Here is a 26,884-nt window from a genome sequence, read left to right as displayed (position 1 = left end):
GGAGGTTGCCCGCGGTCGCCCTCCACGTGAGTGTCCCGGCAGTGGTCGTCCCCGCGTCAGGGGAATGGTCTCTCCAGCGACGTGAACCCGCCCGTCGTCGTGGTCTGCTTCCCGCGTGCGAGGGGATGGACCCAAAATAGTGATGCGTGCGGCATGGCGCCGCAGCCTCGCCCGGTCGAAGGTCAGGCCGGGTTCAGTGGAGTGATCCCGGTGCCCGCGTACAGCTCGGGTTCCAGCGACAGGACAGTGAGTGGGTCCCCCGCCTTCACCGCCTTCCAGGCGATCGCTGCCGCGTGCGCCACCGGCCAGTCGACGTTTCTCCATTCCATCGCATCCACCGCGTGCGCCGCGGTGAACGGCACGTTCTCCGCGAACCGCAGGGACGCCGCGTGCTTGCCCGCACCGGCGACCTGCCGTTCGGCGGCCAGCATGGACAGCGACGGGACGATGACCCGACCAGTACCACGCGAGGCCTCGATATAGAGGCCGGTGAAGAAGGGATCCGCACGGAACAGGGCGGCCAAAGCCGTGTGGTCCAGGACGGCCGTCAGATTCATGCGGCGCCGCCCTGATGGGCGCGGATCTTCGCCCAGGCGTCCCGGCCGGCCTGCTGAACCTGATCGGTGTACTCGATTCCGAGCTCCCGGGCGGCCTCCCGGGCGCGCTGCTCCCGTTCGGCAGCCGTGAGCTCCCGGGTGGCGAGGTCCTCCAGCAGCTCCGTGATCGTGGTGCCGCGCTCTTCCGCGAGAATGCGCAGCCGATCACGCACTTCCTCGCTGGTTTTGATGCTCGTCGGCTTGCTCATAGAGCCGATTCTACCGCCGGTAGACATGGTGGGGATCAGGTCTGCGAGCGCATGTGGCAAGGAGGTCCTGGACGAAGCCCTCCCCGACGAGATCGTCATCGGCCGCGACGACCTCACGCACCCCCGGACAGCGAGATCGCTGCCCCGCCGGCCATCGACATCTCCCGGGAGACGCCGAAGATCCTCACCATCAACGCGGTCCGCGAGTCGGACGTCTGCATCACCATGGGCTGCGGCGACACCTGTCCCGTCTTCCCCGGCAAGCGCTACCTCGACTGGAAGCTCGACGACCCGGCCGGCCAGGGCGTCGAGGCCGTGCGCCCGATCCGCGACGAGATCAAGACCCTGGTCCGGGCCTGATCGCTAAGATCGCCCCGGTGAAGCCGGAGGCGACGGCGTAAGCGACGCGACGTCGTCATCATCGGCTCCGGCTCCGCCGGATACGCCGCCGCCCTCTGCACGGCCCGCGCCCAGCTGGGCCCGTGCATGAACATTGGATCCCATCCAGTTCTGGGTCGCACAGTGAACAACCCGTGCGGCACAGGTAAGGCTGGCCAGGGCTCATGGCGGTCAGGGCGGGGTCTCCCCGTACTGAGCCAGCAGCGCCCGTAGCCGGAGAGCCTTGTCGTCTCCGCGGCCCCGGAGACGGTTCTTGTTGTTGCGCTTCCACCTGGCGAGCGCCTTCTCCTGCTCGTCGCCGAGGGTCAGGCTCGGCTGTATGTGGCCCCGTGTCGCCCCGAAGTCCGCACGTTGCTGAAGCATCGAGGTCCACTGGTCTCCTCGCTGGTCCCAGGCCCATCCCGGCAGCGCCTCGAGCTCGGCCTCCTGCGAGGCCGACAGCACATCGCGGCGGGTGCGCCAGGAGCTGAGCCACACTCCCACGGGGTGGCTGTTCCACTCCTCGCGCTGCTTGATCGACGAGCCGGGCCGGCCGGTGACGGCGCAGAACTGCTGCATCACCTCGACCTTCGCGTCGTGGACGTCCTGATAGGGGTCCCAGGACCAACCGGGTACCTTCTCGTTCAGCAGCGTCAGCTCGATGGCCATCTGTCCGCGCAGCTCGTCGACGAAGTCGGCCGCGTCCAGCGGCTTGCGCAGCTCGCGGTAGTTCTCCTCGCGCCGCTCGGCGAAGTCCTGGGGCAGGTCCTCGTCCGGGTTGCGCCACTTGTCGGCACCGGCGACCCAGATCTCCTTGCATTTGAGCTGGTCACGCAGGGCCTGGAAGGCAACGACCTCGTAGACCATGCGCGCCACCCGGCGCCGGCCTCGCTTGTCGGTGCGGTATACGACCTCGGCCCAGTCGCCGCCCATCGCCTTGTGCACCGGCACCGTCTCGCCCAACGGGTAGTACGTGGTGTTCCCGGCTGCCGCGTACCGGGCCACTAACGCCAGCGCCTCGATCACCGGCCGGTGGGTGTGGTTGGACGAACGGAACTCCAGCACGTCCAGCAGCCGGACCAGCCCGCGCCGGTAGTGGTTGGTGTACGACGCCTTCAACGTCGTCTGCACCGTACGCCGGTAGACCGGGCCGCGGGTCTTGAATTCGTGCACCAGCTCCCGCAGCGCCTGCTCGCCGCCGGACACCGCCGGGTAGACGACCTCGCAGACGGTGCCCTCCGGCTCGCCGAGCGACGCTTCGGCGAGCTTGAAGAGGATGTTCTCCTTGCCCGACACCTTCTTGAACGCGTTGACCAGTTGCTCGGTGACCTTCTTCTCCGCCCGCGCCCCGATCCGGTGCGCCGTGGAGATCAGCAGCTCCACCAGCGTGTCCGTGATCTCCCGCTCCCGCTCGTGCAGCAGCGCGGCCAGCAACGTGACCCGCAGCGGCAGCGGGTGCGTCCGCAGGTGCGAGGGGGACTCCACCGTTTCCTGGTGAGGGGCTGGTTTACCAGGGCAACCGTGTGAGTCAGGGGCCTCTCAACGCCGCCGGTGTAGCCCAAGATTGAGCAGCACCTTGCCGAGCTGGGCGGAAGTGAGGGCCGGCGTGGGCAGCGGTGGCGCGGCCGGCCGGGCGCGAAGGCCGTCGAGGAGCAGGGCGAGCGGGCGGAGCCAGGCATCCGGGGCGACCGTGGTGAGCGCGGGAACAGCCCGGCCTAGTGCTGCCAGGGTGAAGAGCAGGTCCTCGGTGGTGAGGTCCGGGCGAATAGTGCCCTGCTCCTGACCGCGCCGGAGCAGCACGTCGATGGTTGTGCGGTTGTGGCCGTGGATTGCCTCCAGGGAGGTGACGCCTTCCAGGTTCGTGGTCATGAGGTCGTTGGTGCCGCGGTCTGCGGCCAGGCCTGCGAACACTGTTCGTAGGTACTGCGTCAGTCCGGTCCATGCGTCTTTGGCGGTTCGCGCCCGCTCGCCCGCCGCTGTGGTCTCAGTGAGCGCGTCCCGGAAGACCTCATCGACGAGCGCGGCACGGGTCGGGAAATGGCGATAGAGGGTCGCGTTGCCCAGGCCCGCCCGCCGAGCAATTTCATCAAGCGGGGCCTCCAAGCCCTGTTCGGCGAAGACCTCGCGGGCCTTGTCCGCCAGCAGCTTCCGGTTGCGCAGCGCATCGCGGCGCCCTACCGGCGAACGGTCGCCCATCGTGTTGCCCCTCATCTCACTCCCATACCGGGGAGCGCTCCCCGGTATGGATGCTATCGTCAGCCGGGCAAACGGGGACGGCTCCCCGTTTTGTCTTCCGTGGACGGGACGTCCGCGGTCGTTCATGGGGAGGGGGAAGCGTGTCTGACATCGCACTCGTACTCGGCGGCGGCGGACCGGTGGGCGGGGCCTGGTTGACCGGGGTGCTCGCCGGGCTCACCGAGGCTGGGATCGATCTCAGCAACGCCGACATCGTGATCGGCACCTCTGCGGGTGCCGTCTTCGGATCCCGGCTCCTGTCCGGAGTCCCGGCCGCAGAACTGTACGAACGCCAGCTCTCCGGCGCAGACGCGGTCCGGCTGCCGGTGACAGCGCGCCAGACAGCACGCTTCCTCTGGGCAGCACTCGGCTCCCGCGATCCCCAGCGGTCCATCGAACGCCTCGCCCGGGCAGCGCTACACACCCGGACCGGCCCGGAGTCGGACGTCTTCGATACGGTCGACGCACTCCTGGGCGACGTCCACGACTGGCCCGAGCGAGAGCTGCGGATCACCGCGATCGACGCGCAGACCGGACAACTTGAGGTGTTCGACTCACACTCCGGAGTGCCACTCCTCGAAGCGGTCGCGGCGAGCTGCGCCGTACCGGTCGTATGGCCGCCGGTTACCGTAGCGGGCCGACGATGGATAGATGGCGGCAGTCGCTCGACCGCCAACCTCCAGCTCGCACGCGGGTATCGCCGGGTGCTGGCGGTAGTGCCGACCCCCCAGGCGGTTGGGCCGCATCCGAGCGCCTCGCAGCAAGCCGCAGAACTGTCCGACGACGGCGCGCACGTCGTCCTGCTGTCCCCGGACCCGGCTGCGCGCCGCATGATGGGCCGCAACATGGCGGATGACACACGCCGGTCGGCTGCCGCCCGCGCGGGCCACGCACAGGCCGGCGCACTGGCTCCTTCGGTGGCCGATGTCTGGCAGGGGTGACGGCGGCGGTTGAGGTGCGCGTTGTCAAGCGTTTCCTGACAAACGCTCACTTAAGGGGTGGCAGCCGCCGCTTTGGGGCGGCCGCGTGGACGTGCACGGTGACCCTGGAGGCCGCGAGGTTCTGGACGCCGACGAGGCTGACGACCGGCGCGCCCAGGACGTTGATGGTCGTCGCCGTCGTGCTGTTCGCGGTGATCGTGTATGACCGGAACCCCGCGGCCTCTGGAGCGCGACCGTCACGATCGGCGACACAGAGAACGTCCCGGCAGGCCAGTTGACGGTGACGTTGCCGTTCGCTTCGGTCACGCCGGACGCGCGCTCTTCGCGGCCGGCCGTGGGCGTGTAGCCGCCTCTGGCCGCCATCAGCTACCGGTTCCCTCGGATCCGATCTCGCAGGTGGACATAGCGGGAATGTCGGTCAGCACTTGGCGGCACAGGCCCGCACGGCCCCTCGGTCCGTGCGGGGGCCGGTTGGCGCATTCCCCCACCGCTGGAAGCGGCTCACGGGTCAGCAGTCCGCGCGGGACCCGCTCGCTCCCGCGCAGCAGCCGCACACCACAACGCGGACACACATCGACCAGCAGGCACCTATGCAGTGGACAGACCGCGGCGATACCCAGCCAGCCACCACCACAGCGGCCACACTCCGTCCCGCCTGAGACAAGGCGGACAGGCCCTGCTCCAGGTCGGCATCATCCGTTCCGGCGCGGCTACCGCCGTCAGCGACGCCTCCCGGCCCAACTCCACACCGGACAGGTCCAGTACGGTGCCCGCGTAGGGGTCCAGCTGCATCTGCTGCAGCTCCGCGGCCCGCAACCCTGTCGCATCCCGCATCCCGCATCCCGCAACCCGCCGAGGCCGGCGGGGGTGAGCGTGACCACGACAAGGGACGCCACCCGGCCCGGCCCGTGTCCAGCGCGAGCGTTCCCGTGGTGGCGATGGCGAGGGCCACGGTCGTCACCACCGCTGAAGCTCGGTCAAGTTCGGCGATAGTCAGGCAGGGTGGGCGTCCGTCAGCGCCCGCTCGGGGTGCAAGGTCGGCCGCCCGGTCCGCCTTCGAGCACCGTAGGCATCGACCCTGGGGTGTGGTGTGCCCCCGACGTGGTTGCGCTCGCCAACGTGTGATTCACCACAGTCAGTTATGTTGTGCACAATTTAATTGCTGGCTAGCGTGTGGAGTCGACACCACAGCACAGGGAGGCAACACCATGGATCCCGTCCGCTACGAGGATTACCGCCCCGCCGAACGCCGGACTTACCAGCAGGAGTTGGATGCGGTGGTGGCGCAGGTGGCGCAGCGCACCCGCACCTCGGTCGAGCGCGAGGCCGTCGGCCGCGCCGTCCGCACGGCCCACGGAAAGACCTACGGCCTTCTCAAGGCAACGGTCACGGTCGGTGACAACCGCGGCTTCTACGGTCAGGGCATCTTCGCCCGGCCCACCGTGTACGACGCCGTCGTCCGCTACTCCAACGGCCTTGGTCACCAGCGCCCCGACCATCAGCTGGGCGCGGCGTGTGGGATGGGCATCAAGCTGTTCGGGGTCCCCGGCCCCTCACTGCTGGACGACGAACCGGACAGCGGTACTTTTGACCTCAACCTGATCAACAACGATGTCTTCTTCGCGAACACCGCCTACGACTACATGGTCATCGAGGACCTGTTCGCGGAGCTGCCGGAGGCCCTGGTGAACCCAGCCCGCCGCAAGACCTGGATGGCGGAGTTCCTGACCCGCCGGGGCACGCTCATCGACCCCGACAGCTGGCTGTGGGACGAACTGTTCGCCATGCTGTCGTTCACCACCGTCCCGCGCAGGAACCTGCTGTCGTACACCTACAACAGCATGGGCGCCTTCCGGTACGGCGACCACATCGCCAAGATCCGGACCGTGCCCACGACCGAGTCCCTGGCCTCCCTGACGCACGAGATCGTGGACGTGCGCGCGGACAACGAGGCGTTCCGCCACACACTCGTCGCCGAGACCGCGGAACGGGACCACTCCTTCGAACTCCAGGTGCAGCTCAACACCGATCTGGCCCACATGCCGGTGGACAACACCTCCGTGAAGTGGCCCCAGGAACTGTCCCCGTGGGTGACCGTCGCCCGTGTGGCCCTCCCGCGCCAGGACATCGGCGGGGACGAGAACGTGGCGGCCGCCGATGCCACGTCGATCACACCGTGGCGCTCACGCGAGGAGCACCGGCCTATCGGCGAGATCCAGCGGGTGCGGCAGGAGGTGTACCGGCGTTCGTCCATCGAACGGCACCGCATCAATGGACAGCAGCGGCGCGAACCGGTCAGCAGCGCGCAACTACTCGGATGAGCCGGCTCAGCCGCGTCCCGCCGCCTGCGCCGACCGCACTGGGACTGCGGCAGGGCGACAAGCGACCCGGCAACGGATTCTCGACGCCGCTCACGTGCTCTTCCCGGAGCGTGACGACGTGTAGCGGCGGGCCCTCCCAAGGGGCGTGAACCGCCCGCACGGTGGGGCCCTGGGAGCGGCTGTGGGCGGCGTCGGCTCCGCTCGGTCGACGGCCTGCCTCCTTCAGGAACGCGGCGGAGGTTCCGTATGAGCCAGCAGAGCTGGAAAGACACGGCCCGGTCACCCCACCGCCCTGTCTGCGCTGCGGCTCAAACCGCCTCTACTACGCGACAGGGCTGTGCGAGCGCTGCCCCCCGTCCGCGATCCCGCCGCCGGACTCGTGCACCAACTGCGTGGCCTGGGGCGCCACCCGGAACCTGGGCTGGCTGTGCAAGGGCTGTGCGTTCTGGTGCCGCAAGTACACCCGGACCGCCGCCTGCACCCTGTGCGGGCACGACGCGGTCGTGGATGTGGAGGGGGTCTGCCGGCTGTGCCGCAAGCAGACCCCCTTGATCCGTGGCGCCCACGGATCGATCGTGTGGCGGGAGCTCGGCCGGCGCGGGCAGCAGCTGTTCCTCGCTGATCTGTTCTCCAGCCGTCACCGCGGTGCTGCGATCGGCGAGCCCGTGTCGCTGCGCCCTGACACCGCGGCCCGCCGCCTCGTGCACCTCCGGCGTGTTCGGATCGCGCAGGCACGAGGCAACAGCGCCGTTATGGAACGCCCAGTCACGGCGCGCCCGTCGATCATCAGTTCAGAGATGGGCTCCGGCGTGAAGGGCGGAACGAATACTTCCGCGGCGTACGATGACGTGCCGTAAACGAGGGGTGGGCTGTGGACCGAGCAGATGTCGGCGCGCTGGTTCAGTCCGCCGTAGACGGCGACACGGCGGCGTGGAAGACGTTGGTGGAAGGGCTGAGCCCGCTGGTGTGGTCCGTGGTGCGCGCGCACCGGCTCCCCGACGCCGACGCGCACGAGGTCTATCAGACCGTGTGGTTCCGCTTCGCCCAGCACCTGGGGAGGATCCCGGAACCGGAGAAGGCGGGGGTGTGGCTGGCGAGCACCACGCGGCACGAGTGCCTGAAGCTACTCAAGAACTTAAGGCGGCTGTCCCCGACGGACGATCCACAGCTTCCGGACTCGGGAAGTGTGGACCGCACGGCTGAGCAGTCCTTCCTCGACTCCGAGGAGGCGGCAGCCGAGGCCGAGCGGAGCCGGCTCATGTGGCAGGAGTTCGAGGAGCTCGGAGAGCGCTGCAAGCAGTTGCTGCGCGTGTTGATGGCCTCACCGCCGCCCAGCTACGCGGAGGTCTCCGCCGCACTGGGCATCCCCGTCGGAAGTATCGGGCCCATGCGCCAGCGCTGCCTGCGCCACCTTCGAGCCCGCATCCAGGCCAGGGCCGGCAGTCGGAGGGACAGTGCTGAGGACGCTGCCGCTCCCGAGCAGTCCACGCCACACTGCAACTTCTCGTCCCCTAGCCCCGCTGCCGGTCCCCAAAAAGTATTCATTGCCAGTCATGGGAGCCATTCGGTTCCTCTTCATGGCACGCGCGTAGCCACGCTGCCAGCACCCTTCGAACTTCAGCAACTCAACGCCGACCTCGCCGAAGTCCGGGAAGCCGAAGCCACCGACGAGTCGGATGCCCCGGCTTCGCCAGACGACGAGTCTCATGCCTCGACTGGCCGGTCGAGGTCAGACCGGGACGGAGTCCGCGGTGGGTGGACAACCTCTGACGATGAAGCCAGGGACGTCGAGAACGCCACGGAGATGACGGGCGAGTTCACAATCGACTACGTCCCACCTGCCTGGTACATGCAGGATGCCTCGAGCGCCGCGGGGCCGGTCTCGGAGCCGCCGGTGCCGGCGGTTGGTCCCACCACCCCGCCCGGGCAGTCGCAGCTGGACGCGACTTCGGCGAGTCCTCCGCAGCCTCCTGTCACTCCGCCTTCGGACATCGACTCCCGCGAGGTCGGTTCGACGGAGCCCCGGTCACTGGTTGCGGAGTTGGTCGAGCAGACCTCACCCGGCCGGGTGGTACCGCTGCATGTGCAGATTGTCCAGGGCAGTGAAAGGGGTGTGCAGTTGCGCTCCTTCATGCTCCCGCCGGGCGGGACCCAGGTGATCGTCACCGTTCACGCTCCTGGCCTTGAGGCCATCGATGACCTCTACCAGGAGTTGCACCTGTGGCCCGGCCGGGACTCGGACGTGCTGCTGTTCCGGTTGAGGGCATCGAAGCCGGGGCTGCATGAGGTGACGGTGCGGGCGTTCCGGGGCGGCACCTTCCTGGGTGAAGTCACCTGTCAGACGTCGGTTGGGCACGGAAGTGTCACAAGGGACGGCCCGCAACGCCATGCATCGCTGGCCTCCATGGCGTTCGACCCCGGGGAAGTCACTCTCCAGGTCCTGAAGGAGGACGGAGATGGCGCCTTCAGCTTCCAACTGATCAGCGAGACGTTCTACGCACGGGAGATCGTCGACTTCCGGGCTGGCGACCCCCGCAAAGCCACCGAGGCCATTTACGCCGAGCTGAGGAAAGCCGCGAAGGCCGCCGCGACGGGCGGCGGAGCATCGTGGCTGCCCGACCGTTTGGAGAGTCAAGGCGTAGAGCTGTGGAAATCCGTGGTCCCCCAGCGCATCCAGAGCCAATTCTGGGAAGAGGCCGACCATGTCTCGGCCTTCACCGTCCTGGGGGAGCACGACATCGTCCCCTGGGAACTGCTGTATCCGTTGAACGAGGGATGCGATAACAGAGGCTTCCTGGCGGAGTGGCTTCCCGTGGTGCGGCGGGTGCACGGGCAGGACCGAGTCCGCAGCCTGCGTCTGCCGGGTGTGGCGTTCGTGGTTCCTCCCGGCTCTCCAGACAACGCGGGCGAGGAAGTGAGATCCCTTCGTGCTCGCTTGGGAACAGCCGTATCCGACGCCGGGGTGTTAACCGAGCGGGCGGCGCTTACCGCGCTGATCAAGGGCGGCCACGCTGGCCTGCTCCACTTCGCCTGCCACAACGCTTTCACGGGCACCGGCTCGTGCGTGACCATGGCCGACGGACCGTTCGACCCCATCGACCTCGCGTCGGCCGCACAACTGCGCACCCTGCGCACCCATCGCCCTCTCGTCTTCTTCAATGCTTGTAGGAGCGCCGGGGAGATCGACTGGTTCGGCGAGAGCCTGGGATGGGCCCCCCAGTTCCTGACCGCGGGGGCGGGCGCGTTCGTCGGCACTCTCTGGCCCGTACGGTCACGATCTGCGCTGCAGTTCGCCGAAACCTTCTACGACCAGTTGCTCACCCACCGGCAGCCACTCGGCAAGGCTTCACTCACAGCTCGGCGGACCACCCACGACCTGCACGGAGGCGATCCGACATGGCTGGCGTACGCCGTGTACGGCAGTCCTGCAGCGACCGTGCACATCACCGCATAGAGGGAGTAGTACGTGAAGGATCCGGTCTTCGTCATCCACGGCGTCGCCAATCGTGACCGGGACGAGTTCACCGCGGCCGTGTCGGCACTTGCTGCGGCGGCAGGAGTTGACATGGTCCCGGTGCACTGGGGTGACCTGGGTGCGCGGGACCGGTTCATCGACGCCGCGTTGCCCGTCTATCGCACTGATACGGACACCTTGCGTGACGGCGAGGCACCGGGGCCCGTCATGGCCAAGCCCTTTGCCGCTGCCCTGTTGACCGAGACGGTCGACGAAGTGGGGCAGCTGTCGCTGGTCGATGCCGCCGTCCGCGAACAGCTGAGCGCAGGGAACGACGCGGAGGACGAGGGGCTGCGAGACAGCGGCCGCGATCAGCTCGATCCCGATGAGATCCTTGAGTACGTGAGGGAGGCGTGGGCCGACACCGAGTGGCTCTGCCGGACCGACGACGCGCAGTTGCTGCGTGAGACCGGGCGCTCTCTGGCACGGTCACTCTTGGATGAAGCCGATTCCGACTACGACGACTTGTATGACGGACTGCGCGGCGGAGGAGCCGACGCTCACAGCCGCGTCCGTTCCCTGGTGCGGCGTCGGCTGCAGGATCTGGACCGTGTCGCGGGCGCGGCCGTTCAGGCGGTGGGGGCACGGTTGAACCACGCCGTACGGAGCCGGTTCGGGCCCGGCACCACACGCTTCCTGGGCGACGTGCTCGTCTACCAACGCCATCGAGACGCCGTTCACGCCCGCGTGCGCCAGGTCATCGACGAAGTACACCCCGACCTCGGGCGTAGCTCCAGCCGTCCGGTGCGCATAGTGGCCCACAGCCTGGGCGGTGTCATCGCCGTTGACATGGCGACCGCCACCGTGCCCTTGTGGACCGAGTCCCTGATCACGTTCGGCTCCCAGGCTGCCTTCTTCCATGTGTGCGATCCCAGAGGAGGGCAACTGACCCCCTACGGAGGCAGCACGCCCGTGCATCTGCCGGCTTCCCTGAACCGCTGGACCAATCTCTGGGAGCCGCTGGACATTCTGGCCTTCGTCGCTTCCAAGGTGTTCCAGCTGCACGACGGAACCGCTCCGGTGGACCTTCCCGTCAGCCATCAGGCCAGCACCGGTATGTGGACCCACTCGGCGTACTGGAATCTTCCCTACGTTGCTTCGGTGATTGGCGACGTCATGCGCCAGGGCCAGCCGATGGGGACCCAGTGAGCATGTGGTTGTGACGGAACGAAGCCCTGTCGACCGGGGTAGGGCCGACAGCATTCACCGACGCCACCGGCAACCCGCCCGCCACCAGCCTGATCGGCGGCAACCACAACGACGTCACGCAGTTCATCCCAGGGCTCGAGGCGGTCTCGCCGGTGCGGGGCAGGCGCGGCCGACCTCGGCGCCGCCCGGACATCGCGCCCGGTGACCGCGGCTACAACCACGACAAGTACCGCCGGCTGTGGGCCCTGGGGTGCAACCGGTCGTCGCCTGCCGTGGCACCGAACACGGCTCCGGCCCCGGTCTCTAACGCTGGGTCAAGGAGCGGCGTTCGCTCACCTGCACTACCCGCGAGGAAGACGGCCAGTTCCGTGAAGGATCTTGAGTTTGATGTAGTGCCAGGGTGATGCTGAGCGCCCTGCGTCTGTGCTGCCGATAGGGCGAACGAGTGACGATCTTGCTCGGTACCGGGTCCTGATGCGCAGCGAAGGCATCGCGGTCCGCGTCTATTGCGAATTGCCGGTTGCCTGCCCTGTGCCGCTGCCCATTCGTGTTCGAGGTGGGCGAGTTGCTGGAGTTTGTCGGGGGTGAGCTTCCCGCGTCTGGTCTGGGTGTTGCTCAGGAACACCCCAAGGCGGACATCGGTCCCGTCTTCCAGCCGCTCTACGTGGCCTCTGGGAACTGTCACGGAGCCCGTGCGTGCCCTTGCACTACTGGGCCGGGGCCGCGGCGTCCCGTTCGAAGGCTTCTGCGGGCGTCGTGGTCGGTTGTGCGGGCTTCGCAGGTTTCGGGGTCGGCGGCGTGGTGCCGAGTCGTTCCAGGCGGTCGCCGACGTCTGGGGAGGCACTGAGGGACGGGTAGGCCGATCGGGCAGTGGCTGTCCAGCCTCCGCCGCCCCGGCGCTCTCCACGACCACCCCGAATGGAAGACCGCGCTGGAGGCCGGGGACCAGGATGGGAACCCCTTCATGGCCGACGGACCGGCAACGCCACTACGCCGTACTACGCGAACTCGTACGCGAGGAAAGCGATCCCACGATCGTCACACCCGGCATTCCCGTCCGCGGCATGGACGTCGGAAAGTGGCTGGCCCGGCAGCGGATTTTCTTGTAGGTCAGGACCGTGTGGCGTGGTCTGCATGACGATGGATGTCGAGCTGGTCACTGCCGGGCAGGTGTACTGCTCCTACCTGCGCCACGTCGTCGTCGGCGACGGCAGCCGCCCGGCCCGCATGCGAATCCCCGGTCAGAGACGAGGCGCCGGACAGTCGGGGTGCCATCCGTCGTCGTGATGGGCATGTGGTGGTGGGCCGTCCTGTCCCTTGACCGCATAAACAGTGCGGGTAGTGAGAGCACCAGGCTGCCGGCGCGTGCCGCGGTGTCGAACCATTTAGGGTCGATGGGGGATTGAGGACGGCCGCTGAAGAAGGGGAGATCATGTCCGAGAACAGTGCCGACCTGACGGTCGCCGATCGCTTCCTCGCCGGGTTCCAGGCCCGGGACTGGGAGATGCTGAGCGGCCTGCTGGCCGACGACGTCACCTGGACCATGCCGGGGACCGGCACCATCTCAGGCACTATCCGTGGCAAGGATGCGGTCGTGGGCAGAGCCCGGCACATCGCTGGGCAGGGACTGCACACCGAGTTGTTGCACGTGCTCGTCGGCGCACATGGCGCGGCCCTCTCCCTCCGCAACACGGCAACTGCCCCCGACGGACGCAGGCTCGACGAACACCTCGCGACCGTGCTGACCACCCGATACGGCCGCATCACCGCCATCGACAGCTACCTGTCGGACGTCGAAGGCATGAGCGCCTTCTTCAGCGAGCCCTGAACTCGTCGACGCCGTCGGCCGCAGCGTGACCGACGGCGATATTCCATAGCTGTACGCGCTGTCCGCCGCGTTCTCGCGGTCGAGGGCTTCCGCGCCACGGTCAGTCCCCTCGACCTGCAGACTCCCTGGCACGGCTGCGCTGGATGCTCTGCGAGGCGTTCAGCCCCTACGGCCACCACTACCCGGCAGCGGACGCCGAGCAACTGGTGCAGCCGGGACGGGTACAGAGGGCGCCTGCCCTGGGGCCTCAGAGCCGCCGGAAATAGACCATCGCTGGAAGTGGTGTGCACCCGAGTTTCTCGTAGAGGGCCCGAGCCGGCGCGTGGAAGGGATCTCCTCCGGTGCCGATCTCGACTACCTCGGCTCCGAGGGCCCGGGCGTGGACCCGGGGCACCGGGGCCGCTGCGGCAGCCGCTTTCCCTGTGCCGCAGCGACGCCTTTCAGAGGGTCAGGGTTCGGCCGTCGCTGAGACCAGGTGTCGGCTGGGGAGGAGAGCTGCACCTGGAAAGGGTATTTGTACGCAAGTCGTACGTTCTACGTACGCTAAATGTACGCTTCGGTTCGGCGCGGCAGCTGCGCCTGGGCTGGCGGTCGATCCGTTCGCCTCAGCTCCACCTCATGCCGATGGCGGCCAGCTGCTCCACCCGCTCCAGCGACAGGGACGCGGCTCTGGAGCGCTGGTTCCCGATAAATGCCCCAAGCCGGTCCTCCCCGTCCTCGCCGGTGATCGTTTCGGCGCGCTGCGTCCAGCGGTGCCAGGAGATGCCCGTGTTCCGCAGCCCACCCGCGGGCGGTGGCCAGGCCTTCTTCCCAGGCGACGTCGTAGTGTGACCAGACCATGCCCAGCCTCTCCAGCTGTGCGATGCGGTCGGCGTCCATGTCCCCGCGGGCGTAGAACCGGCGAGCGTCGGCGATCCATTGCCCCCAGCGGGAAGGCGGCGAGCGGGGCCGGCCACCGCTGGGCCCGCCGCCGGCCCGCCCAGGGGCGCTGTGGGTGGCGGCGCGCACTCGCGCGCGTGGCGCCGTGCGAGCCGCTGACCAGCGGAGATTTGTCCTGTCTCGGATAAGTCCGGGCGTCGTGTTGCGCTGGCCTGCGGTGCCCGGACTTGAGTGAGACGGGACTCGGCGATGTGTCTCACTCAAGTCCGGGCAGGGGGCTGTGCTCTCGCAGTCCGTCGGGTAGTGGTCGCCTGGGGCCGTGATGGGCTCAGGCGTCGGCAGGTGTGGCGTCGATGGCGGCCGGGTCGAAGCCCGCCGCGGCCAGGACGTCGGCGGCGACTCCGCGGCCGACCTGGGCGAGGCCGATCAGCAGGTCGTCACAGTCGATGCGGTCGGATCCGTTCTGCTCGGATCTGGCCTCCGCGATGGCGATCGCCTTGCGGGAGTAGGGCGTCCAGGCGATCCGTTCGGCTGCCTGGGAGGCGCCCATGCTCAGCCGGGTTCCGACGGACCGGTGGACGGCCTCCGGCGGGACGTCGGCGGTCTGCAGGAGCCGGGTGGCGCTGTTGTCCTCCGCGGTCAGTCCCCACAGCAGGTGCTCGGTGCCGATGTAGTTGTTGCGATGGTGCACCGCTGCCTGCTTGACGTGGACCATCGCCTGGCGGAGATCGTCCGTCATTGTCTCGGGGCTGTAGCGCTTGTGTGGAGCGTGGAAGCGCTGCTGGACCGCCTGTCGGGTCACGCCCAGGGCGGCGCCGATGTCGGTCCATGAGGAGCCGTGCATCCGGCAGTGCTCGACGTAGTCCTCGACCAAGTCGTCCGCCAGCGCCTGCATCTGGCCTGCGAGTTGGGCGGCAACGGTCAGCAGAGCTAGCCAGTCGGGCTGTTCCTGTCCGCCGGGGCGGTGCGCGGTGTCGCATCTCCGGTCGACTTCCGCGATGAGATCGTCCAGATCCGGAAGAGTCATGAGGCAAATACGCCTTGACAGTTTGGAATTGTCAAGGCGGGCTTGCGTAACTGGCGGCTTTCAGGCGACCTTGGTCTCGTGCAGGATCTGGTTGACGCGGCGGATCATGGCGCCGGTCTTGCCGGGGAGGGCGGGCAGGTTGGTGACATAGGCGGGGTGGTTCGGCGGGTGCCGTCGCGTGAACTCCTTCATGAAGCGGTCGACATCGCTGGGGAACATGCTCTGGGTGAGGAGGGATCGCCAGGCAGGTGAGGCGGCCAATGACATCATCGTGACGGCCGCTGGATAGGCCGCCGCGTAGAGCTGCGGCCGCCAGGACAGGTAAGGGCCGCGGGGCTTGGCGAGTCCCTGGCCGAGGGCGTCCGGGACGAGCGTGTAGTGATGCGCCGCGAACAGTTTCCAAAGGGCGCCGCCGGTCCGAAAGCACTCAGCGGTGACTCTCTCTCCATGACGTCGGACGAGGCGGTGGTGGCGGCGCTGAGCCCAGAGGGTTTCCGGCATCTGCGCGAGGTCGACCTGTTCGCGCGTGGCAGCGACGGCTTCGCCGATCCAGAGCCTGTGCTGGAGGCAAGTGTGGGTGTAGAGGGGGACCCAGGTCATGACGTGCTGGCCTGGCGTTCGGGTGGCCGTGCAGCGTCGGCAGGCCAAACGCCGCCGGAGGCGCATGGCCACGACCGGAGGCAGGGAGCGGCCCAGGGCGCTCATGCCGTGCTCGTGGCTCCAGCGCAGTTCCGGCAGCGCGTGCCAGAACGTCTCCCGGGACAGGCCGGTGAGGATCGTCAGACGCCGCAGAAGCGCGGTGACGGAGTCGTCGTCGTGCGCCAGCCAGCGCGAGGGGGTGTGGAGCCGCTCTGCGGGAATGCGGTTGGCGCGGGCCAGCCGCTGGCAGTACGACTCCAGGGTCTCGTTCGGGAACGGGGGGAGTGGCCGGGGCAGCGGCCGGAAGATCCCAGGCCGGAAGGGTGTGCTCATCCAGCGGATCTCCGCGGAGTGGGCTGGCCGGACTGAGTGGATTCGCTGCTGTGGTCGATACGGATCGTGGTCAGGGCGGAGCGGGTGATGCGCTCGCTGCCGTCCAGGATGGCGGTGACGGCGGCGGCACGGATCAGGTGGGAGAGGCTTCCGATTATGCCGCCGGTGCGCTGGTGGAGATACTTCGACAGCCGCACCAGGGTTCCGGGTTCGTGCTGGTGCAGCCGTAACGTGCCCTCCAGGCTGGCCACCAGCGACCGCCATTCGGCGTTGAGCGGGAAGGGGCCGGTGCGGATGAGCACGCAGCGGCCGGCGAGCTGGCTGCCGCGGATACCGGCGAACAGCGCGGAGTGTTCGACGTTGATCCCGGCATATACGAACGTGGCGGGCAGGTGCTCGGTGAAGTACTTGAGATGGTCCGACAGCTCCTCGCCTGCGATCGTCGCGTGGTTCATCAGGTGGATTTCGTCGACCAGCAGCAGGTCCGTCCGGGCCTCGATCAGCACTTGGCAGACCGCGCTGGTGACGTCGGTGGTGTTGTGCGTGCCGCGGCGTGATGAGCGGCAGACCGAGGAACCGGGCGAACTCCATCGCCAGCTTGCGGGGTGCGCCGCGGGGAGGAGCGGTGATGTAGACGACCGGGATGCGGTCGCTGCCCGGATAGCGTTGCCGGACGCGCAGCTCATAGAGGCGAGCGAGCTGGACGCGGCGAACAGGCTGCGGCAGATCGACCGTCTGCGGGACTGGCTCCTCAGCCCTGCCGGTGCCGACGCCCCGGGCGCGGGTACAGCAGGGGATCGGCAGGGGGGATGGGGTCGTCGTCGGGCGGCGAGAAGTCGTCGTCGGTGACGTGGGCCGCGGCCTCCTCGGCGCTGGCCGCTCCGCCGTCGATTCCCACGTCGTAGGCGACCTCGTCCTTCTCGGTGTCGGGATGTGCGCCCTCGTCCGGGGCTACCAGGCGGCCGGCGCGCGCCTCACCCGCCTCGGGGTCGATGAGCTCGCCGTCGCCGCCGGGCAGGTCGCCCACCCCGTCGCCCTCCGGCTCCCGTACATCCGGCTCCTCCTGGGCCAACCGCTGGTCCAGGCTCTCGCCCGCCCGCTGCTCGGCCGCGGTCGTGCCGTACTTGGTGACGCCGAGCGGCTTCTCGGGCGGGGAGTACCCCTCGTCGAGGACTTCGTCGTAGGTGGGTTCCTCGACCGCGTCCTCCAGGTCGTCCAGCCGTGCGGCGTCCACTTCGCGTACGTCGTTCTCGGTCGGCTGATAGACGTCGTCGGCCATCGGATCGGTGTTCACGGGTGGCCTCCGTCCATCAGTGGCGCTCAGGAGCGTCGACATCCGCGTTTCCCGGTACTGCCGTCCCAATCATCAATCAGCTGGGCTATCGCCCCACCCGCACACGCTGTGACCGCCCGCCGACGCAGCGGCTGCACGGTGCACCACCCGCGTTTTCCGGCCCGCCGCCCGAGGCCATCTACTCTGGCGGCTTTGTGCCGGCTCGGGCTCCCACCCGCCCTGGTCCACGCCCGCTCGCCCTGCCCGGCCCCGGGGCTCCTTGCCCAGGACCCGCAGCTGGCCGACCATGGTTGCGGCCTGGTGTTCCTGCCGCAGCCACCACCGGTCGTTGTCCTACCCGGTCGGCCCGCCCGCGCCGCGGCGAAGACGGATGACGCTGCCCATCCACGCCACAAGCGGCCCGCCGTGGCCCGCTTGTGGCCAGCGGCCCCCGGCCACGCACGACCCAGCCGCTCACCGAGCCTGCCGCAGAACATCCCGTCGGCGGGCAGCACCCGCGGCCGCCCGGCACCGCTGTCCACCCACACCACCTCCGCCCGCCGGATCCAGCAGCGCGCCAGCCACCGCCACCACTTCCGGGAAGACGACCGCATCCCGCCCCACGGTCCGCCACCGCTCCAGATCACTACCCCGCATCCCCGCCCGCGACCTGGTGCGCTCGGCTGGACGAGAGGAGAGCTGCACCTCGAAGGCTATTTGTACGCGACTCGTACGTGCCACGTACCCTAAATGTGCGCTTCACGGTCGGCTCGGCGGCACACTAGCTGCGCCTGGGCGGGCGGTCGATCCGTTCGCCTCAGGTCCACCTCATGCCGATGGCGGCCAGCTGCTCCACTCGCTCCGGTGACAGGGACGCGGCTTTGGAGCGCTGGTTGCCGATCCATGCTCCTAGTCCCAGATGGTGTTCCTCCGGCTCCGCCTTCACACCGTCGCGGCCGCCGTCCTCGCCGCCGCCGATGACGATGGTCTCGATGTGGCTCCTCGGTACTCGCAGGTGGCCCTCGCGCGGGTAAGGCCACTGCGCAAGCCGTCCGGTCCATCGTGGTCGTCGGCGCTGTGCTCCTCGGCTGGGTGCCGGCCGGTGCGTCGGGTTGTCTGGAGGCAGTGGGTCGTGTCAGCTGGTCGCGCTGCCCGAGACCCACTGGGTCCACGGCATGTTCCAGTCGCTGGGGCCGTTGTCCGGGGCCAGTGCGGTCTTGTGCTCGGAGTTGTTGACGATCACGACGTCACCGATCATCGAGTTGTCGAAGAACCACGCGGCGGGCTGCTTGCCGTCGCCGCCGCCGTTGACGTCCTTCAGGCCCACGCAGCCGTGGCTGGTGTTGGCCTTGCCGAAGACCGAGTCGGTACCCCAGTAGTTGCCGTGGATGAACGTGCCCGAGTCGGTCAGGCGCATGGCGTGCGGTACCGCCTGGATGTCGTACGAGGGCTTGCCGTCCTTCTCCGTGAGGCCGACGCTCGCACCGTTCATGTGGATCTGCCGGTACTTCTCGGAGATCACCATCTGACCGTTGTACGTCGGGTGCTCGGGGCTGCCGGACGAGATCGGGATGGTCTTGATCGTCTTGCCGTCCCGTACGACGGTCATCTGCTTCGTCTTGGCGTCGACGGTGCTGATCTGGCTCCGGCCGATCTTGAACGTGACCGTCTTCCGGACGCCGTGGAGGGTGAGCCTGACGGTGACGGTGGAGCCGGGCTTCCAGTAGTTCTCGGGGCGGAAGTCCAGGCGGTGGTCGTTGAGCCAGCGGCCGACGACCCGCTGGCCGCTGCTGGAGCCGACCTGGATCTCCGACTGCACGGCGGCCTTGTCGCTGATCGCCTTGTCGAAGCCGACCGTCACGGGCATGCCCACGCCGACGGTCGAGCCGTCCTCGGGGGAGAGGTGCCCGATGAAGTCGTTGGCCGGGGAGACCGTGGTGATCGTCGCGTTCCCGGTGACGGGACGGCCCTTGGCGTCCTCCGCCTCTGCGGCGACCTGATAGCGGGTGGCCCGCTCCAGCCGGCCGTTCGGCTTCCAGGACGTGCCGTCCGCGGACAGGGTGCCCCGAACCTCGGCACCGGTCGCGACGGCGGTCATCGTCACCTTGGTGAGTCTGCCGTCGCTGACGGTGACTTTCACGGGGCCGTTGATCGCGACACCGTGGGCGCTTTGACCAGGCGTGATCGCTATTCGGGCGTCGGAAGCGTCCTGGGCGCCCGCCAGATCCACCCGGGCCTGCGGTTTCGGGTGACTCTCCGTGTCGCTGCCGCCGGTGGCCGCGCTACTGGTGCCGCCGAGGGATGTGATTGCGAGTACGCCGCCGAATACGCCGGCCGTAGCCATCAGTCCGATGTGTCGCTTACGTACCGTGATCAAACGCTTCTCCCGTGCCACTGATCGTTGATCGATGGATCTGGTTACTGGATGAGTGCAACCGGCCTAAAGAACCACATTTACGGCGCGCATTCGCCTTGAAGGGATTGATTGTGGTGAATTGCACGCTTCGTAGGACGCGGGTCGAGGCGGCCGGTGAGATCCACGCCATCGCCGACGCCGCAGCCCGGGTGGGCAGCGCAGGGGCTGCCCACCCGGGCTGGAGGAGGGCCGTGGGGATCAGTCGCCCTCCTCGGCGAGGGCCGCCAGTTCGCGATCCACGGCGCGCTGGTGCTCCACCGCCTCGTCGCGGGCCCTGCGCGGGCTCTAGCGGCCCGCCATGACGACAGCCCCATCGTGATTGACCCCGATGACGGCCCCAGGGAACCGCTGTCCAAACTGCCAGCGTCCCTTCGCGCGTCGGCGAGACTCGCACTGGACCGGGTTCTCCAGGGCGGATCAGAGATGGCAATCGGCTGGGTGGACAGCGCCGACGCCGACCAGTGGCGCCAGGAAGTGCGGCAGATCCTCCAAGCACTCGAAACACCCACTGATCACTAACCGTGACCGCTTCACGGAAGTCGTGCCAGAACCAGGACTCACCGATAAAGCCAAAAGGGCCTGGTCGTGCCGCAGATACCGAAGGGCGAGCTGGACGGGGCTGACTCGGGTGGCCTCTGTTGTACGACGACACCCCGGTGACGGAGCAGGTCTGGCGCTACAGCACGGCGAGCTTCCTGGAACTGAGCCTGCCCGGCTCTACCGTCGCCGCGCTGCTGCGGGGCGACGAACAGGACATCCACGGTCTCCACGTCGTCGTCCCCGGCCAGCCGCCCTCCAGCGCCTCCACCTCTCGCCTGCGCGGCCAGCAAGAGTGGGACCGGGTGACCACGCCGTGGCCGCGCACCGAGTGGACCATCAACCGTGACGCCAACGCGCTCCAGCCCGGCCACGACCTGCTAATTGGCCGCTGCGCCAGGACGCGGGAAAACGCGGGGGATCTCTTCTCGTACCGATTGCGTACCCCGACGCGGCCGGGACCAGGTTCCTCTAGCAAGACCTTTCAGGAGCGGGCGGGGAAAGATGCCAGGGATCGACCGCAGAAAGTGGTAGGCCCTGGCGCCCCTGGGATGAGCACGTTGTGGGTGGTCGTCTCGTCGGCGCTCCCGGCTGCAGCGTTGCCCGCAGGATTCCAACGCGGAAACAGCCGCAGATTCTGTGATGCGCCTGCCCGGCGACCGGACGCCATCACAACTAGACACCCCCGCTGAGCAGCCAGTTTGGGTGTTTTACCGGGGCCTTTTCGGCGTGCCATGGTGATGGTCGGGCGCAACTCGGCGCCCTCGAGCAAGGGGGAGTTGTGGACTTCATCATTGCGGCCGTCATCACTGCCGTCGGCACCATCCCTGCCGCGATCATCAACAAGCGGCGCGGCGGGCCGGGGGAGGATGCGCAGTGAGGTGACGTGACGCGAAACTTCGGGCTGTGACGGGTCCTAACCTCCCAGTCGGGACACTCCGGCCGGCATCACCGGGCCCCCACTTCCTCACCTCCCGGGCCCCCGCAGTCCCACGGCACGCGCCGTCTGTTCGGGGGTACCTGCTGGGGGTGCGCGGCGCCCGGCACCGAGGAATGCTCAGGCGCCGTGGCACGGTCCGTGCGGGAACGACCGGAAGGCCACGAGGTATGGCACGTACGCGGGCACAGGCGAGCAGCCGGCATCCCAGGCATGAGCGCAGGGGAGAGGCACGGCTCCCGGCGGTGGTCGCGACCCTCGCCGCGATCGCCCTGTACCTGCTGCTGCCGCAACGGCTGCTGATCGCTCCCCGGTACGTCCTGCCCGCCCTGGAGGGCCTGCTGCTCATCCCGCTTATCGCGATCAACCCCAAACGGCTGACCCGGCAGACGAAGACGTTCCGCGTGCTGTCGCTGACGCTCGTGGGCGTCATCGTGGTCAGCAATCTCGTGGCGCTGGTCATCCTGATCCACGAACTGCTCTACGCCGGGGTGAAGGACGGCCGGTCCCTGCTGGTGGCCGCGCTGCAGATCTGGCTCACCAACATCATCGTCTTCGGGCTGGCCTACTGGGAGCTGGACCGGGGCGGCCCGGTCAGCCGCACCCAGGCACCTCGCTCGGCCCTACCGTTGGCCGACTTCCGTTTCTCCCAGGACGAGAACGACGACGCCGTCCAGGAAGTCGCCGACGGAGCCAGCGCCACCTCGGACTGGGTCCCCACACTGATGGACTACCTGTACGTGTCCGCCACCAACTCCACCGCCTTCAGCCCGACCGACACCATGCCGCTGTCGACCCGCGCCAAAGCCCTGATGAGCGTGCAAAGCATCTCCGCTCTGCTGACCTCGCTCCTGGTGATCGCGCGGGCCGTCAGCATCCTGCACTGACCCCGCCGGCCGGCTGGCCGCCGCGCAACCGCCCGCGCGGCGCACATCCACCGCACACTCCACGGCCCGCGCCCGGTCTCGACGCGCCCCGCCCCATCCGGCCGGTCCGGGGCCGTTCCGTGCTTGCCCCCCGAGGCCCGGCGAGGACACTGAAGACAATGGTGAGGGTCAGGAGGTGCTGGGAGGTCGCACTCCGAGCCCTTCGTGCGTGATTAGAGGTCATCTCATTTGGCGCGAGAGTTACTTGGAAAAACCAAGCGCTACGGATACGCTGCCATTCCATGATCACTAGCGATGGAGTCAACGGGTACGAGATCTCTACAGCCCCGGATCGCCTCGACGTGGAACTAGTCCACCGGTGGCTCTCGACGGACGCGTTCTGGGCCCTGGGGCGTACCCGGGAAACTGTTGAAGAGTCGGTGCGCGGCTCGCTGAACTTCGCCATCTACGACGCCAGCGGCGACCAGGCTGCCTACGCTCGCGTGGTCACCGACCGCGCCACTTTTGCTTGGCTTTGTGACGTTTACGTTGCTCCTGCCCACCGCGGCAGAGGACTTGGGACGTGGCTTGCGGCAGCTGTTCGCGACCACCTTGCCCCCTATCGGCTCAAGCGTGTCCTCCTCTCGACCCTCGACGCGCACGGGGTCTACGCGAAGGCTGGCTTCGTCCCGGTGCCGAACCCCGAGAACTTCATGATTTTGAGCGCCGAAAGGTGAGGGGAGTGGAGAGTCTGCGGTAGCAGATGAGGCTGCATGCGATGGCGGTGAAGGCGAGGAAGTGTTCGGCCTTGCGTTCGTAGCGGCGGTGCAAACGGCGGCAGCCGCCCAGCCAGGACATCGTGCGCTCGATCGTCCAGCGATGCCGACCGAGCCGGGTGGAGGACTCGATGCCCTTGCGGGCGATGCGGTGCCGGATGCCTTGCTTGCGTAGCCAGCGGCGCAGGTGGTCGTAGTCGCAGTCCTTGTCGCCGTGCAGCTTGCCCGGCCTGCGGCGTCGCGGGCCGCGGCGGGAGCGGATCGGCGGTATGCCCTTGACAAGCGGGATCAGGGCCTGGCTGTCGTGCAGGTTCGCCCCCGAGATTGCGACGGACGGGGGCAGACCGGTCCGCTCGGTGATCAAGTGGATCTTCGAGCCGTACTTACTTCGGTCCACAGGATTCGGGCCTGTCAGTCCCCCCTTTTCATCGCCCGCATGTTCACCGAGTCGGTCGCGCACCGTGACCAGTCCAGCTTTCCATGAGAGCCGAGTTCATCGAGGATCAAGCGGTGCAGCTTCGCCCACACCCGGGCCTTGCTCCACTCGGAGAAACGGCGGTGGGCCGTTGCGCCTGACGGCCCGAACGATGCGGCAGGCAGCTGCTGCCACGTGCAGCCCGAGGTCGCGACGAACACGATCGCGGCCAGCACCTCGCGGTCACCGTGCCGACGGCGTCCACCACCTTGCGGTCGGGTCGGCGCCTTGGGCACCACCCGCTGGAACAACTCCCACATCTCGTCGGGCACCAGACGCTCCACGATCCCCACAGCCGCAGACTATCGAACACGCCAAATGAGATGACCTCTAAGGCGTGCCGTTGCCTTCTCGATTACCGCCCGCGAGCTGGCCCACCGTCATTACGATGATGCCGACCAACAGAATCATGCTGCCGGTCAGGGTGCCCCACAGCCGGGTATCCGAGTCGCTGATCACCAGCCCGCAGACCGCCTGCCAGCACAGCGCGAAGGCCACCACCAGCTGGCCCCAGCCATAGAGGCGAGGGCCGCGAACGTGGCGACGGTTTATGGGGAGCACCCAGCCGCGGGCAACCGCCGCCACGCCGGAGGCGGCGATGAGCAAAGCCAGCAGAACAAGAGGTATGGCGAGGTAGAGCTTCATGATCCCTCCCCTGCGCGCCAGGCCCACGCCGGACGCCAGCGTGATCATGGCACCCGCCGCGCCGCCCGTCCAGAGGCTTCCCCGCGTCCCTCATGATCGACCGGACAAGTCCCAGTCCGCTGTGTTGGATTTGTCAAGAGCGCCCCTCTTCACTGACACCAGTACACACCAACAGGGCCGGACGGCGGCGGACACCGCCGAACGTCGACGGACAGCCAGTCGAGGCGCGAGACGAGTTGACCGACGTTCCAAGGGCCCCGTGATCGACCTGATAAAGATGAGGCCGTACGGCAAAGTCCACGAGGTTATTCCGCGCCAGGGCTGGGCCAGGGTGCATAGGGCACGCCCCGTCTACTGTTCCTCGACGTACTGTCCGTCGATCACTGCGAAGTCGCCCAGCCGGGTGGCCGTTGCCGTCAGGTATCCGACGAAGTCGCTCGCTATGGGCCCGCTCGGCCCCGCTTCGTGGTCCATGTCGATGACCTGGCCGACCTTTCCCCCAGGACCCGGCGACAGGTCCAGCACCGCGCCGTTTCCCCCGCCGTCTGCATCGAGCGAGACCCAACCGAACTGCCACCAGCCGGCCTTGAGTGCCTCGCCGTCCGCAACGAAGTCCTTGAGGTCGTCAAAGTCGCCGCTGGTCAGGAGGTCGCGCCACATACTCACTTCTTGCAGGATGCCGTCACAGGACAACAGCGTGCCCGTGGGCCAGCCCCCGTCCGTCGATCCGTTGTGTCGCCGCAGCGAGGCCGTGACCGCCTCAGGCAGCTCGATGCCGAGCGTCTCCTCAAGGGCGGCGATCTGCTCACCGGAGGCAGGAGGCAGGATCAGATGCGCGGCACCCTGGGCCTCGTACCACCGTTCGATCTCATCCCACGCGTCCACAACAGCCGCCGCGATGTCTCTTGCCATGAAGTTCCCCCTGGTGGTTCTCTACTCAGCTGTCAGTGACGGCGACCTTAGCGACACGCACTGACAGTGCCGCCGAGGGGCGCACCAGCACGAGCGTGCTCCCCGAACCGGAGATGCCGGAACAAGCCGTTATTGCCCACTACCGTCTGAGTGATGGCCAGTACGGCTCATCGGCTGAGCGCGAAGCCGTCTACGACGCCGAGCGGGCCATGGCCTCCGTAGTCGAGGAAGCGGGAGTCGGCGAAGTCGACGGGAACGAGTCCGGCGGAGGCGAGGCAGTGCTGCGTGTTGGGGCCTGACGGAGAGCCCGTATCCCTCGCGCGTGGCCGGCGCGACTAGGATCCCAGCCGGGCGAAGTCGTAGCGCAGAGGTAGTCGCGCGCGGTCTCCAAAATCGCGAGGACGCCGGTTCGAATCCGGCCGGCTTCATCCGCCTCAGCTACGCGAGGTGCAGTCCCAGGGTCACCGAATGGCCCCGTCAGCGGGACTTTGACGCGGCTGCGGCGGCTGGCCGCCCGATTGCGTCACCGCAGGTGGCATGAGGCAGAAACCGAGGAGAGGGCCACAAGGGCCATGGCGAAAGAACGAGTGACCGTGTGCGTCCCCCGGTGCGAGCCGGGGGACGTGCCCCGAGCGATCGGTGCGGCCATGGCACCGTACGACTACAACCGCGAGTTCGCCCCTGGTGAGCCGATCGTCGAAACCTGGTGGGACTACTGGCGCATCAACGGCGGGGGCTGCGAATTCCCGGTCGTCCCGGGGCACGAGGACGACCCGCGCTTGATCCGGGGGACCGAGACCCTCTCCGGGGACCCGCGCGATGTCCCGCCCTCCCTGTGCGACGGCGGACCGCGCGGCCTGCTGGACCTCGAAACACCGCGCGCCCGAGCGGCCTCGAAGGCCCGGCGGGCCTTCGAGGCATGGCAGGAGTTCGCCTGTGGGTACCCGCCCGTGCGTCCCATGAGCCACTTCTGGGCCCGGTACGTCGCCGACCCCGAGGCATACCCGCAGGCGCGCGCCCGGGAGGACTTCAGCACGCAGTCGGCCATGGCCGCACTCAAGGAACGTCCGGAACTGGAGGACCTGGTGGGCGGCGACCCGGCCGCCTACCAGGGTGGCGACCTTGACGCCTACGTCCGTAAGACCGCAGACGAGGCCCTTCCCACGCACGCCCTGCTGACCCTTGACGGGCGCTGGCTCGCCATCGCCGGCACCGAGCTGCGCCGCCACTTCAACGAGTACCTCGACGCCCTTACGCCAGACACGATGGTCGTACGAGTGCTCTACCACGGGTGAGACTGGCCTGGCCGACCTGCCGGGCATCATCCGTGGCACCCAGTCGCGCCTCCCGGCGAGGCCGAGTTTTCGGCCGGTGTTTCGGCCGGCGTCCCGGGCGGCGGGCGAGGCGACGTCAGGATGCCAGCCGGACCCAGCCGCGCACCTCCAGCGGCTGTCCCACGCCGTCCGCGGGACGACGGACAGCGTCCAGTCCACCGTGCTAGAGCTCCACGACCGCTGACGCCTACTTGGGGATGCCAGTGCTCTGCGCCTCCTGACGCTGAGGTTGAAAGGGTGGGGTGACAGCGTCAGGGAGGCTCCAGTGCCAGTCCGGTCTGGGCGATGAAGCCGTCGAGTACTTCGGGTCGGCGTTGGATGCCGCGTAAGCGGTTCTTCACGAGTGGGGTGAGGTCTTCGATCGCGCGGGGTGCGAGGTTGGCCGGGGACTTCTTCACGTGGGCCCAGACGCCTTCGACGGGGTTGAGGTCGGGCGCGTAGGGCGGGAGCTTGACGATGGTCAGCCAGTCACTGTTGCGACTGGTTCAACAACCAGCGCCTCCCCAGCGCGATCGGGGACATCCCACCCCACGAACACGAGACCAACCACTACGCTCAACACCAGCCCCAACCGGTAGCTGGAGTCAACGCATAGAGTGGTATGCCCCGGGTTCAATAGGGCCGGGATGCTGGAGAATTGACTACCCGTCGGCCTCCGGAGGCC

Annotated in this window: 27 protein-coding genes, 1 tRNA gene and 3 pseudogenes; 16 read left to right on the top strand and 15 right to left on the bottom strand. The window is 68.2% G+C overall.

Going from position 1 to position 26,884, the window contains the following annotated elements:
- Window positions 1-182: 182 nt before the first annotated feature.
- Both ABZ876_RS37350 and ABZ876_RS37345 read right to left on the bottom strand, forming a co-directional pair.
- Window positions 183-557, bottom strand: coding sequence for a PIN domain-containing protein (locus tag ABZ876_RS37350; RefSeq protein WP_361790280.1), 375 nt, complete (start codon window positions 555-557; stop codon window positions 183-185).
- Window positions 554-805: a hypothetical protein gene (locus ABZ876_RS37345; protein WP_361790277.1), complete on the bottom strand. Its 252-nt coding sequence runs from the start codon at window positions 803-805 to the stop codon at window positions 554-556. Before ABZ876_RS37345 ends, ABZ876_RS37350 begins: the two co-directional genes overlap by 4 nt.
- A 153-nt stretch (window positions 806-958) precedes the next feature.
- Here ABZ876_RS37345 and ABZ876_RS37340 point away from each other — a divergent pair.
- Window positions 959-1,206: pseudogene (locus tag ABZ876_RS37340) on the top strand (phosphotyrosine protein phosphatase); the annotation flags it as partial.
- Between the two features lie 169 nt (window positions 1,207-1,375).
- On the opposite strand, the gene ABZ876_RS37335 reads toward ABZ876_RS37340, so the two are convergent.
- Both ABZ876_RS37335 and ABZ876_RS37330 read right to left on the bottom strand, forming a co-directional pair.
- Complete coding sequence (locus ABZ876_RS37335; RefSeq protein ID WP_361790274.1) at window positions 1,376-2,668, bottom strand: hypothetical protein; 1,293 nt, start codon at window positions 2,666-2,668, stop codon at window positions 1,376-1,378.
- 54 nt (window positions 2,669-2,722) lie between these two features.
- Complete coding sequence (locus ABZ876_RS37330) at window positions 2,723-3,379, bottom strand: TetR family transcriptional regulator (RefSeq protein ID WP_361790271.1); 657 nt, start codon at window positions 3,377-3,379, stop codon at window positions 2,723-2,725.
- Between the two features lie 140 nt (window positions 3,380-3,519).
- Here ABZ876_RS37330 and ABZ876_RS37325 point away from each other — a divergent pair, with 140 nt between their 5' ends.
- A complete protein-coding gene (locus ABZ876_RS37325) occupies window positions 3,520-4,359 on the top strand; it encodes a patatin-like phospholipase family protein (protein ID WP_361790268.1) in 840 nt (279 codons plus the stop codon).
- A 588-nt stretch (window positions 4,360-4,947) separates the two neighbouring features.
- On the opposite strand, the pseudogene ABZ876_RS37320 reads toward ABZ876_RS37325, so the two are convergent.
- Window positions 4,948-5,202 (bottom strand): annotated as a pseudogene (locus ABZ876_RS37320) (TniQ family protein); the annotation flags it as partial.
- Between the two features lie 365 nt (window positions 5,203-5,567).
- Between ABZ876_RS37320 and ABZ876_RS37315 the strand changes: the two are divergent.
- The 7 genes and pseudogenes from ABZ876_RS37315 (at window position 5,568) to ABZ876_RS37285 (ending at window position 13,171) form a co-directional block, all read left to right on the top strand.
- The gene (locus ABZ876_RS37315) at window positions 5,568-6,680 is read left to right on the top strand and encodes a catalase family protein (protein WP_361790265.1); all 1,113 of its coding nucleotides are present in this window, start codon (window positions 5,568-5,570) and stop codon (window positions 6,678-6,680) included.
- A 503-nt stretch (window positions 6,681-7,183) separates the two neighbouring features.
- Window positions 7,184-7,537, top strand: a complete 354-nt coding sequence (locus ABZ876_RS37310; RefSeq protein WP_361790263.1) for a hypothetical protein — start codon at window positions 7,184-7,186, stop codon at window positions 7,535-7,537.
- A gap of 14 nt (window positions 7,538-7,551) precedes the next feature.
- The gene (locus tag ABZ876_RS37305) at window positions 7,552-10,134 is read left to right on the top strand and encodes an SCO5717 family growth-regulating ATPase (RefSeq protein WP_361790260.1); all 2,583 of its coding nucleotides are present in this window, start codon (window positions 7,552-7,554) and stop codon (window positions 10,132-10,134) included.
- Between the two features lie 12 nt (window positions 10,135-10,146).
- On the top strand, window positions 10,147-11,343 hold the full coding sequence (locus tag ABZ876_RS37300; RefSeq protein WP_361790257.1) for a hypothetical protein: 1,197 nt from the start codon (window positions 10,147-10,149) through the stop codon (window positions 11,341-11,343).
- Window positions 11,344-11,477: 134 nt separating this feature from the next.
- Window positions 11,478-11,576 (top strand): annotated as a pseudogene (locus ABZ876_RS37295) (IS5/IS1182 family transposase); the annotation flags it as partial.
- Between the two features lie 901 nt (window positions 11,577-12,477).
- Window positions 12,478-12,630, top strand: coding sequence for a hypothetical protein (locus ABZ876_RS37290; protein WP_361790254.1), 153 nt, complete (start codon window positions 12,478-12,480; stop codon window positions 12,628-12,630).
- 145 nt (window positions 12,631-12,775) lie between these two features.
- Entirely contained in the window at window positions 12,776-13,171 is a 396-nt protein-coding gene (locus ABZ876_RS37285) for a nuclear transport factor 2 family protein (RefSeq protein WP_361790251.1), read from the top strand.
- 1,207 nt (window positions 13,172-14,378) lie between these two features.
- Here ABZ876_RS37285 and ABZ876_RS37280 read toward each other — a convergent pair.
- The 6 genes from ABZ876_RS37280 to ABZ876_RS37255 form a co-directional block, all read right to left on the bottom strand.
- Window positions 14,379-15,077: a Clp protease N-terminal domain-containing protein gene (locus tag ABZ876_RS37280; RefSeq protein ID WP_361790248.1), complete on the bottom strand. Its 699-nt coding sequence runs from the start codon at window positions 15,075-15,077 to the stop codon at window positions 14,379-14,381.
- A 60-nt stretch (window positions 15,078-15,137) separates the two neighbouring features.
- Window positions 15,138-16,049: a hypothetical protein gene (locus ABZ876_RS37275; RefSeq protein WP_361790245.1), complete on the bottom strand. Its 912-nt coding sequence runs from the start codon at window positions 16,047-16,049 to the stop codon at window positions 15,138-15,140.
- The gene (locus ABZ876_RS37270; RefSeq protein ID WP_361790242.1) at window positions 16,046-16,555 is read right to left on the bottom strand and encodes a hypothetical protein; all 510 of its coding nucleotides are present in this window, start codon (window positions 16,553-16,555) and stop codon (window positions 16,046-16,048) included. Before ABZ876_RS37270 ends, ABZ876_RS37275 begins: the two co-directional genes overlap by 4 nt.
- Window positions 16,556-16,800: 245 nt before the next feature.
- The gene (locus tag ABZ876_RS37265) at window positions 16,801-17,343 is read right to left on the bottom strand and encodes a DUF5709 domain-containing protein (protein ID WP_361790239.1); all 543 of its coding nucleotides are present in this window, start codon (window positions 17,341-17,343) and stop codon (window positions 16,801-16,803) included.
- Window positions 17,344-18,139: 796 nt separating this feature from the next.
- On the bottom strand, window positions 18,140-18,337 hold the full coding sequence (locus ABZ876_RS37260; RefSeq protein WP_361790343.1) for a helicase associated domain-containing protein: 198 nt from the start codon (window positions 18,335-18,337) through the stop codon (window positions 18,140-18,142).
- A gap of 120 nt (window positions 18,338-18,457) precedes the next feature.
- Complete coding sequence (locus ABZ876_RS37255; RefSeq protein ID WP_361790236.1) at window positions 18,458-19,666, bottom strand: Ig-like domain-containing protein; 1,209 nt, start codon at window positions 19,664-19,666, stop codon at window positions 18,458-18,460.
- Window positions 19,667-19,852: 186 nt separating this feature from the next.
- Here ABZ876_RS37255 and ABZ876_RS37250 point away from each other — a divergent pair, with 186 nt between their 5' ends.
- From ABZ876_RS37250 to ABZ876_RS37235, 4 genes are all read left to right on the top strand, one after another.
- Window positions 19,853-20,257 (top strand): DUF4259 domain-containing protein, encoded by a 405-nt coding sequence (locus tag ABZ876_RS37250; protein WP_361790233.1) that lies wholly within the window; start codon window positions 19,853-19,855, stop codon window positions 20,255-20,257.
- A 119-nt stretch (window positions 20,258-20,376) separates the two neighbouring features.
- Entirely contained in the window at window positions 20,377-20,967 is a 591-nt protein-coding gene (locus ABZ876_RS37245; RefSeq protein ID WP_361790230.1) for a hypothetical protein, read from the top strand.
- Between the two features lie 415 nt (window positions 20,968-21,382).
- Window positions 21,383-22,099: a hypothetical protein gene (locus ABZ876_RS37240; protein ID WP_361790227.1), complete on the top strand. Its 717-nt coding sequence runs from the start codon at window positions 21,383-21,385 to the stop codon at window positions 22,097-22,099.
- Window positions 22,100-22,380: 281 nt separating this feature from the next.
- Window positions 22,381-22,815 carry a GNAT family N-acetyltransferase gene (locus ABZ876_RS37235; protein ID WP_361790224.1) on the top strand — a complete coding sequence of 145 codons (435 nt, stop codon included), beginning with the start codon at window positions 22,381-22,383 and terminating at the stop codon, window positions 22,813-22,815.
- Here the strand turns inward: ABZ876_RS37235 and ABZ876_RS37230 are convergent.
- From ABZ876_RS37230 to ABZ876_RS37220, 3 genes are all read right to left on the bottom strand, one after another.
- A protein-coding gene (locus tag ABZ876_RS37230) for an IS5 family transposase (RefSeq protein WP_361790340.1) occupies window positions 22,790-23,589 on the bottom strand; the annotation gives its coding sequence in 2 pieces (ribosomal slippage) (window positions 22,790-23,277 and window positions 23,277-23,589; 801 coding nt in all). The genes ABZ876_RS37235 and ABZ876_RS37230 overlap by 26 nt on opposite strands.
- 70 nt (window positions 23,590-23,659) lie before the next feature.
- Entirely contained in the window at window positions 23,660-23,974 is a 315-nt protein-coding gene (locus ABZ876_RS37225; protein ID WP_310771220.1) for a hypothetical protein, read from the bottom strand.
- A gap of 351 nt (window positions 23,975-24,325) precedes the next feature.
- Window positions 24,326-24,886 carry an SMI1/KNR4 family protein gene (locus ABZ876_RS37220; RefSeq protein WP_361790221.1) on the bottom strand — a complete coding sequence of 187 codons (561 nt, stop codon included), beginning with the start codon at window positions 24,884-24,886 and terminating at the stop codon, window positions 24,326-24,328.
- A 35-nt stretch (window positions 24,887-24,921) separates the two neighbouring features.
- On the opposite strand from ABZ876_RS37220, the gene ABZ876_RS37215 reads away from it, so the two are divergent.
- The 3 genes from ABZ876_RS37215 to ABZ876_RS37205 all read left to right on the top strand — a co-directional run bounded on the left by ABZ876_RS37215 (window position 24,922) and on the right by ABZ876_RS37205 (window position 26,181).
- The gene (locus tag ABZ876_RS37215; protein WP_361790218.1) at window positions 24,922-25,185 is read left to right on the top strand and encodes a hypothetical protein; all 264 of its coding nucleotides are present in this window, start codon (window positions 24,922-24,924) and stop codon (window positions 25,183-25,185) included.
- Window positions 25,186-25,239: 54 nt separating this feature from the next.
- Window positions 25,240-25,314, top strand: a tRNA-Trp gene (locus ABZ876_RS37210).
- Window positions 25,315-25,533: 219 nt separating this feature from the next.
- A complete protein-coding gene (locus ABZ876_RS37205; RefSeq protein WP_361790215.1) occupies window positions 25,534-26,181 on the top strand; it encodes a hypothetical protein in 648 nt (215 codons plus the stop codon).
- 290 nt (window positions 26,182-26,471) lie between these two features.
- On the opposite strand, the gene ABZ876_RS37200 is transcribed toward ABZ876_RS37205, so the two are convergent.
- Entirely contained in the window at window positions 26,472-26,618 is a 147-nt protein-coding gene (locus ABZ876_RS37200; protein WP_361790212.1) for a hypothetical protein, read from the bottom strand.
- Between the last annotated feature and the right edge of the window lie 266 nt (window positions 26,619-26,884).

Source organism: Streptomyces sp. NPDC046931 (assembly GCF_040644655.1).
Lineage (GTDB): Bacteria > Actinomycetota > Actinomycetes > Streptomycetales > Streptomycetaceae > Streptomyces.
This window is presented reverse-complemented; position numbering and strand designations above follow the sequence as displayed.

Coding starts and splice junctions, on each gene's coding strand:
- ABZ876_RS37350 (WP_361790280.1), bottom strand. CDS start 557: ATGAATCTGACGGCCGTCCTGGACCACACGGCTTTGGCCGCCCTGTTC.
- ABZ876_RS37345 (WP_361790277.1), bottom strand. CDS start 805: ATGAGCAAGCCGACGAGCATCAAAACCAGCGAGGAAGTGCGTGATCGG.
- ABZ876_RS37330 (WP_361790271.1), bottom strand. CDS start 3,379: ATGGGCGACCGTTCGCCGGTAGGGCGCCGCGATGCGCTGCGCAACCGG.
- ABZ876_RS37315 (WP_361790265.1), top strand. CDS start 5,568: ATGGATCCCGTCCGCTACGAGGATTACCGCCCCGCCGAACGCCGGACT.
- ABZ876_RS37290 (WP_361790254.1), top strand. CDS start 12,478: ATGACGATGGATGTCGAGCTGGTCACTGCCGGGCAGGTGTACTGCTCC.
- ABZ876_RS37285 (WP_361790251.1), top strand. CDS start 12,776: ATGTCCGAGAACAGTGCCGACCTGACGGTCGCCGATCGCTTCCTCGCC.
- ABZ876_RS37280 (WP_361790248.1), bottom strand. CDS start 15,077: ATGACTCTTCCGGATCTGGACGATCTCATCGCGGAAGTCGACCGGAGA.
- ABZ876_RS37275 (WP_361790245.1), bottom strand. CDS start 16,049: ATGAGCACACCCTTCCGGCCTGGGATCTTCCGGCCGCTGCCCCGGCCA.
- ABZ876_RS37255 (WP_361790236.1), bottom strand. CDS start 19,666: ATGGCTACGGCCGGCGTATTCGGCGGCGTACTCGCAATCACATCCCTC.
- ABZ876_RS37240 (WP_361790227.1), top strand. CDS start 21,383: ATGGCACGTACGCGGGCACAGGCGAGCAGCCGGCATCCCAGGCATGAG.
- ABZ876_RS37235 (WP_361790224.1), top strand. CDS start 22,381: ATGATCACTAGCGATGGAGTCAACGGGTACGAGATCTCTACAGCCCCG.
- ABZ876_RS37225 (WP_310771220.1), bottom strand. CDS start 23,974: ATGAAGCTCTACCTCGCCATACCTCTTGTTCTGCTGGCTTTGCTCATC.
- ABZ876_RS37220 (WP_361790221.1), bottom strand. CDS start 24,886: ATGGCAAGAGACATCGCGGCGGCTGTTGTGGACGCGTGGGATGAGATC.
- ABZ876_RS37205 (WP_361790215.1), top strand. CDS start 25,534: ATGGCACCGTACGACTACAACCGCGAGTTCGCCCCTGGTGAGCCGATC.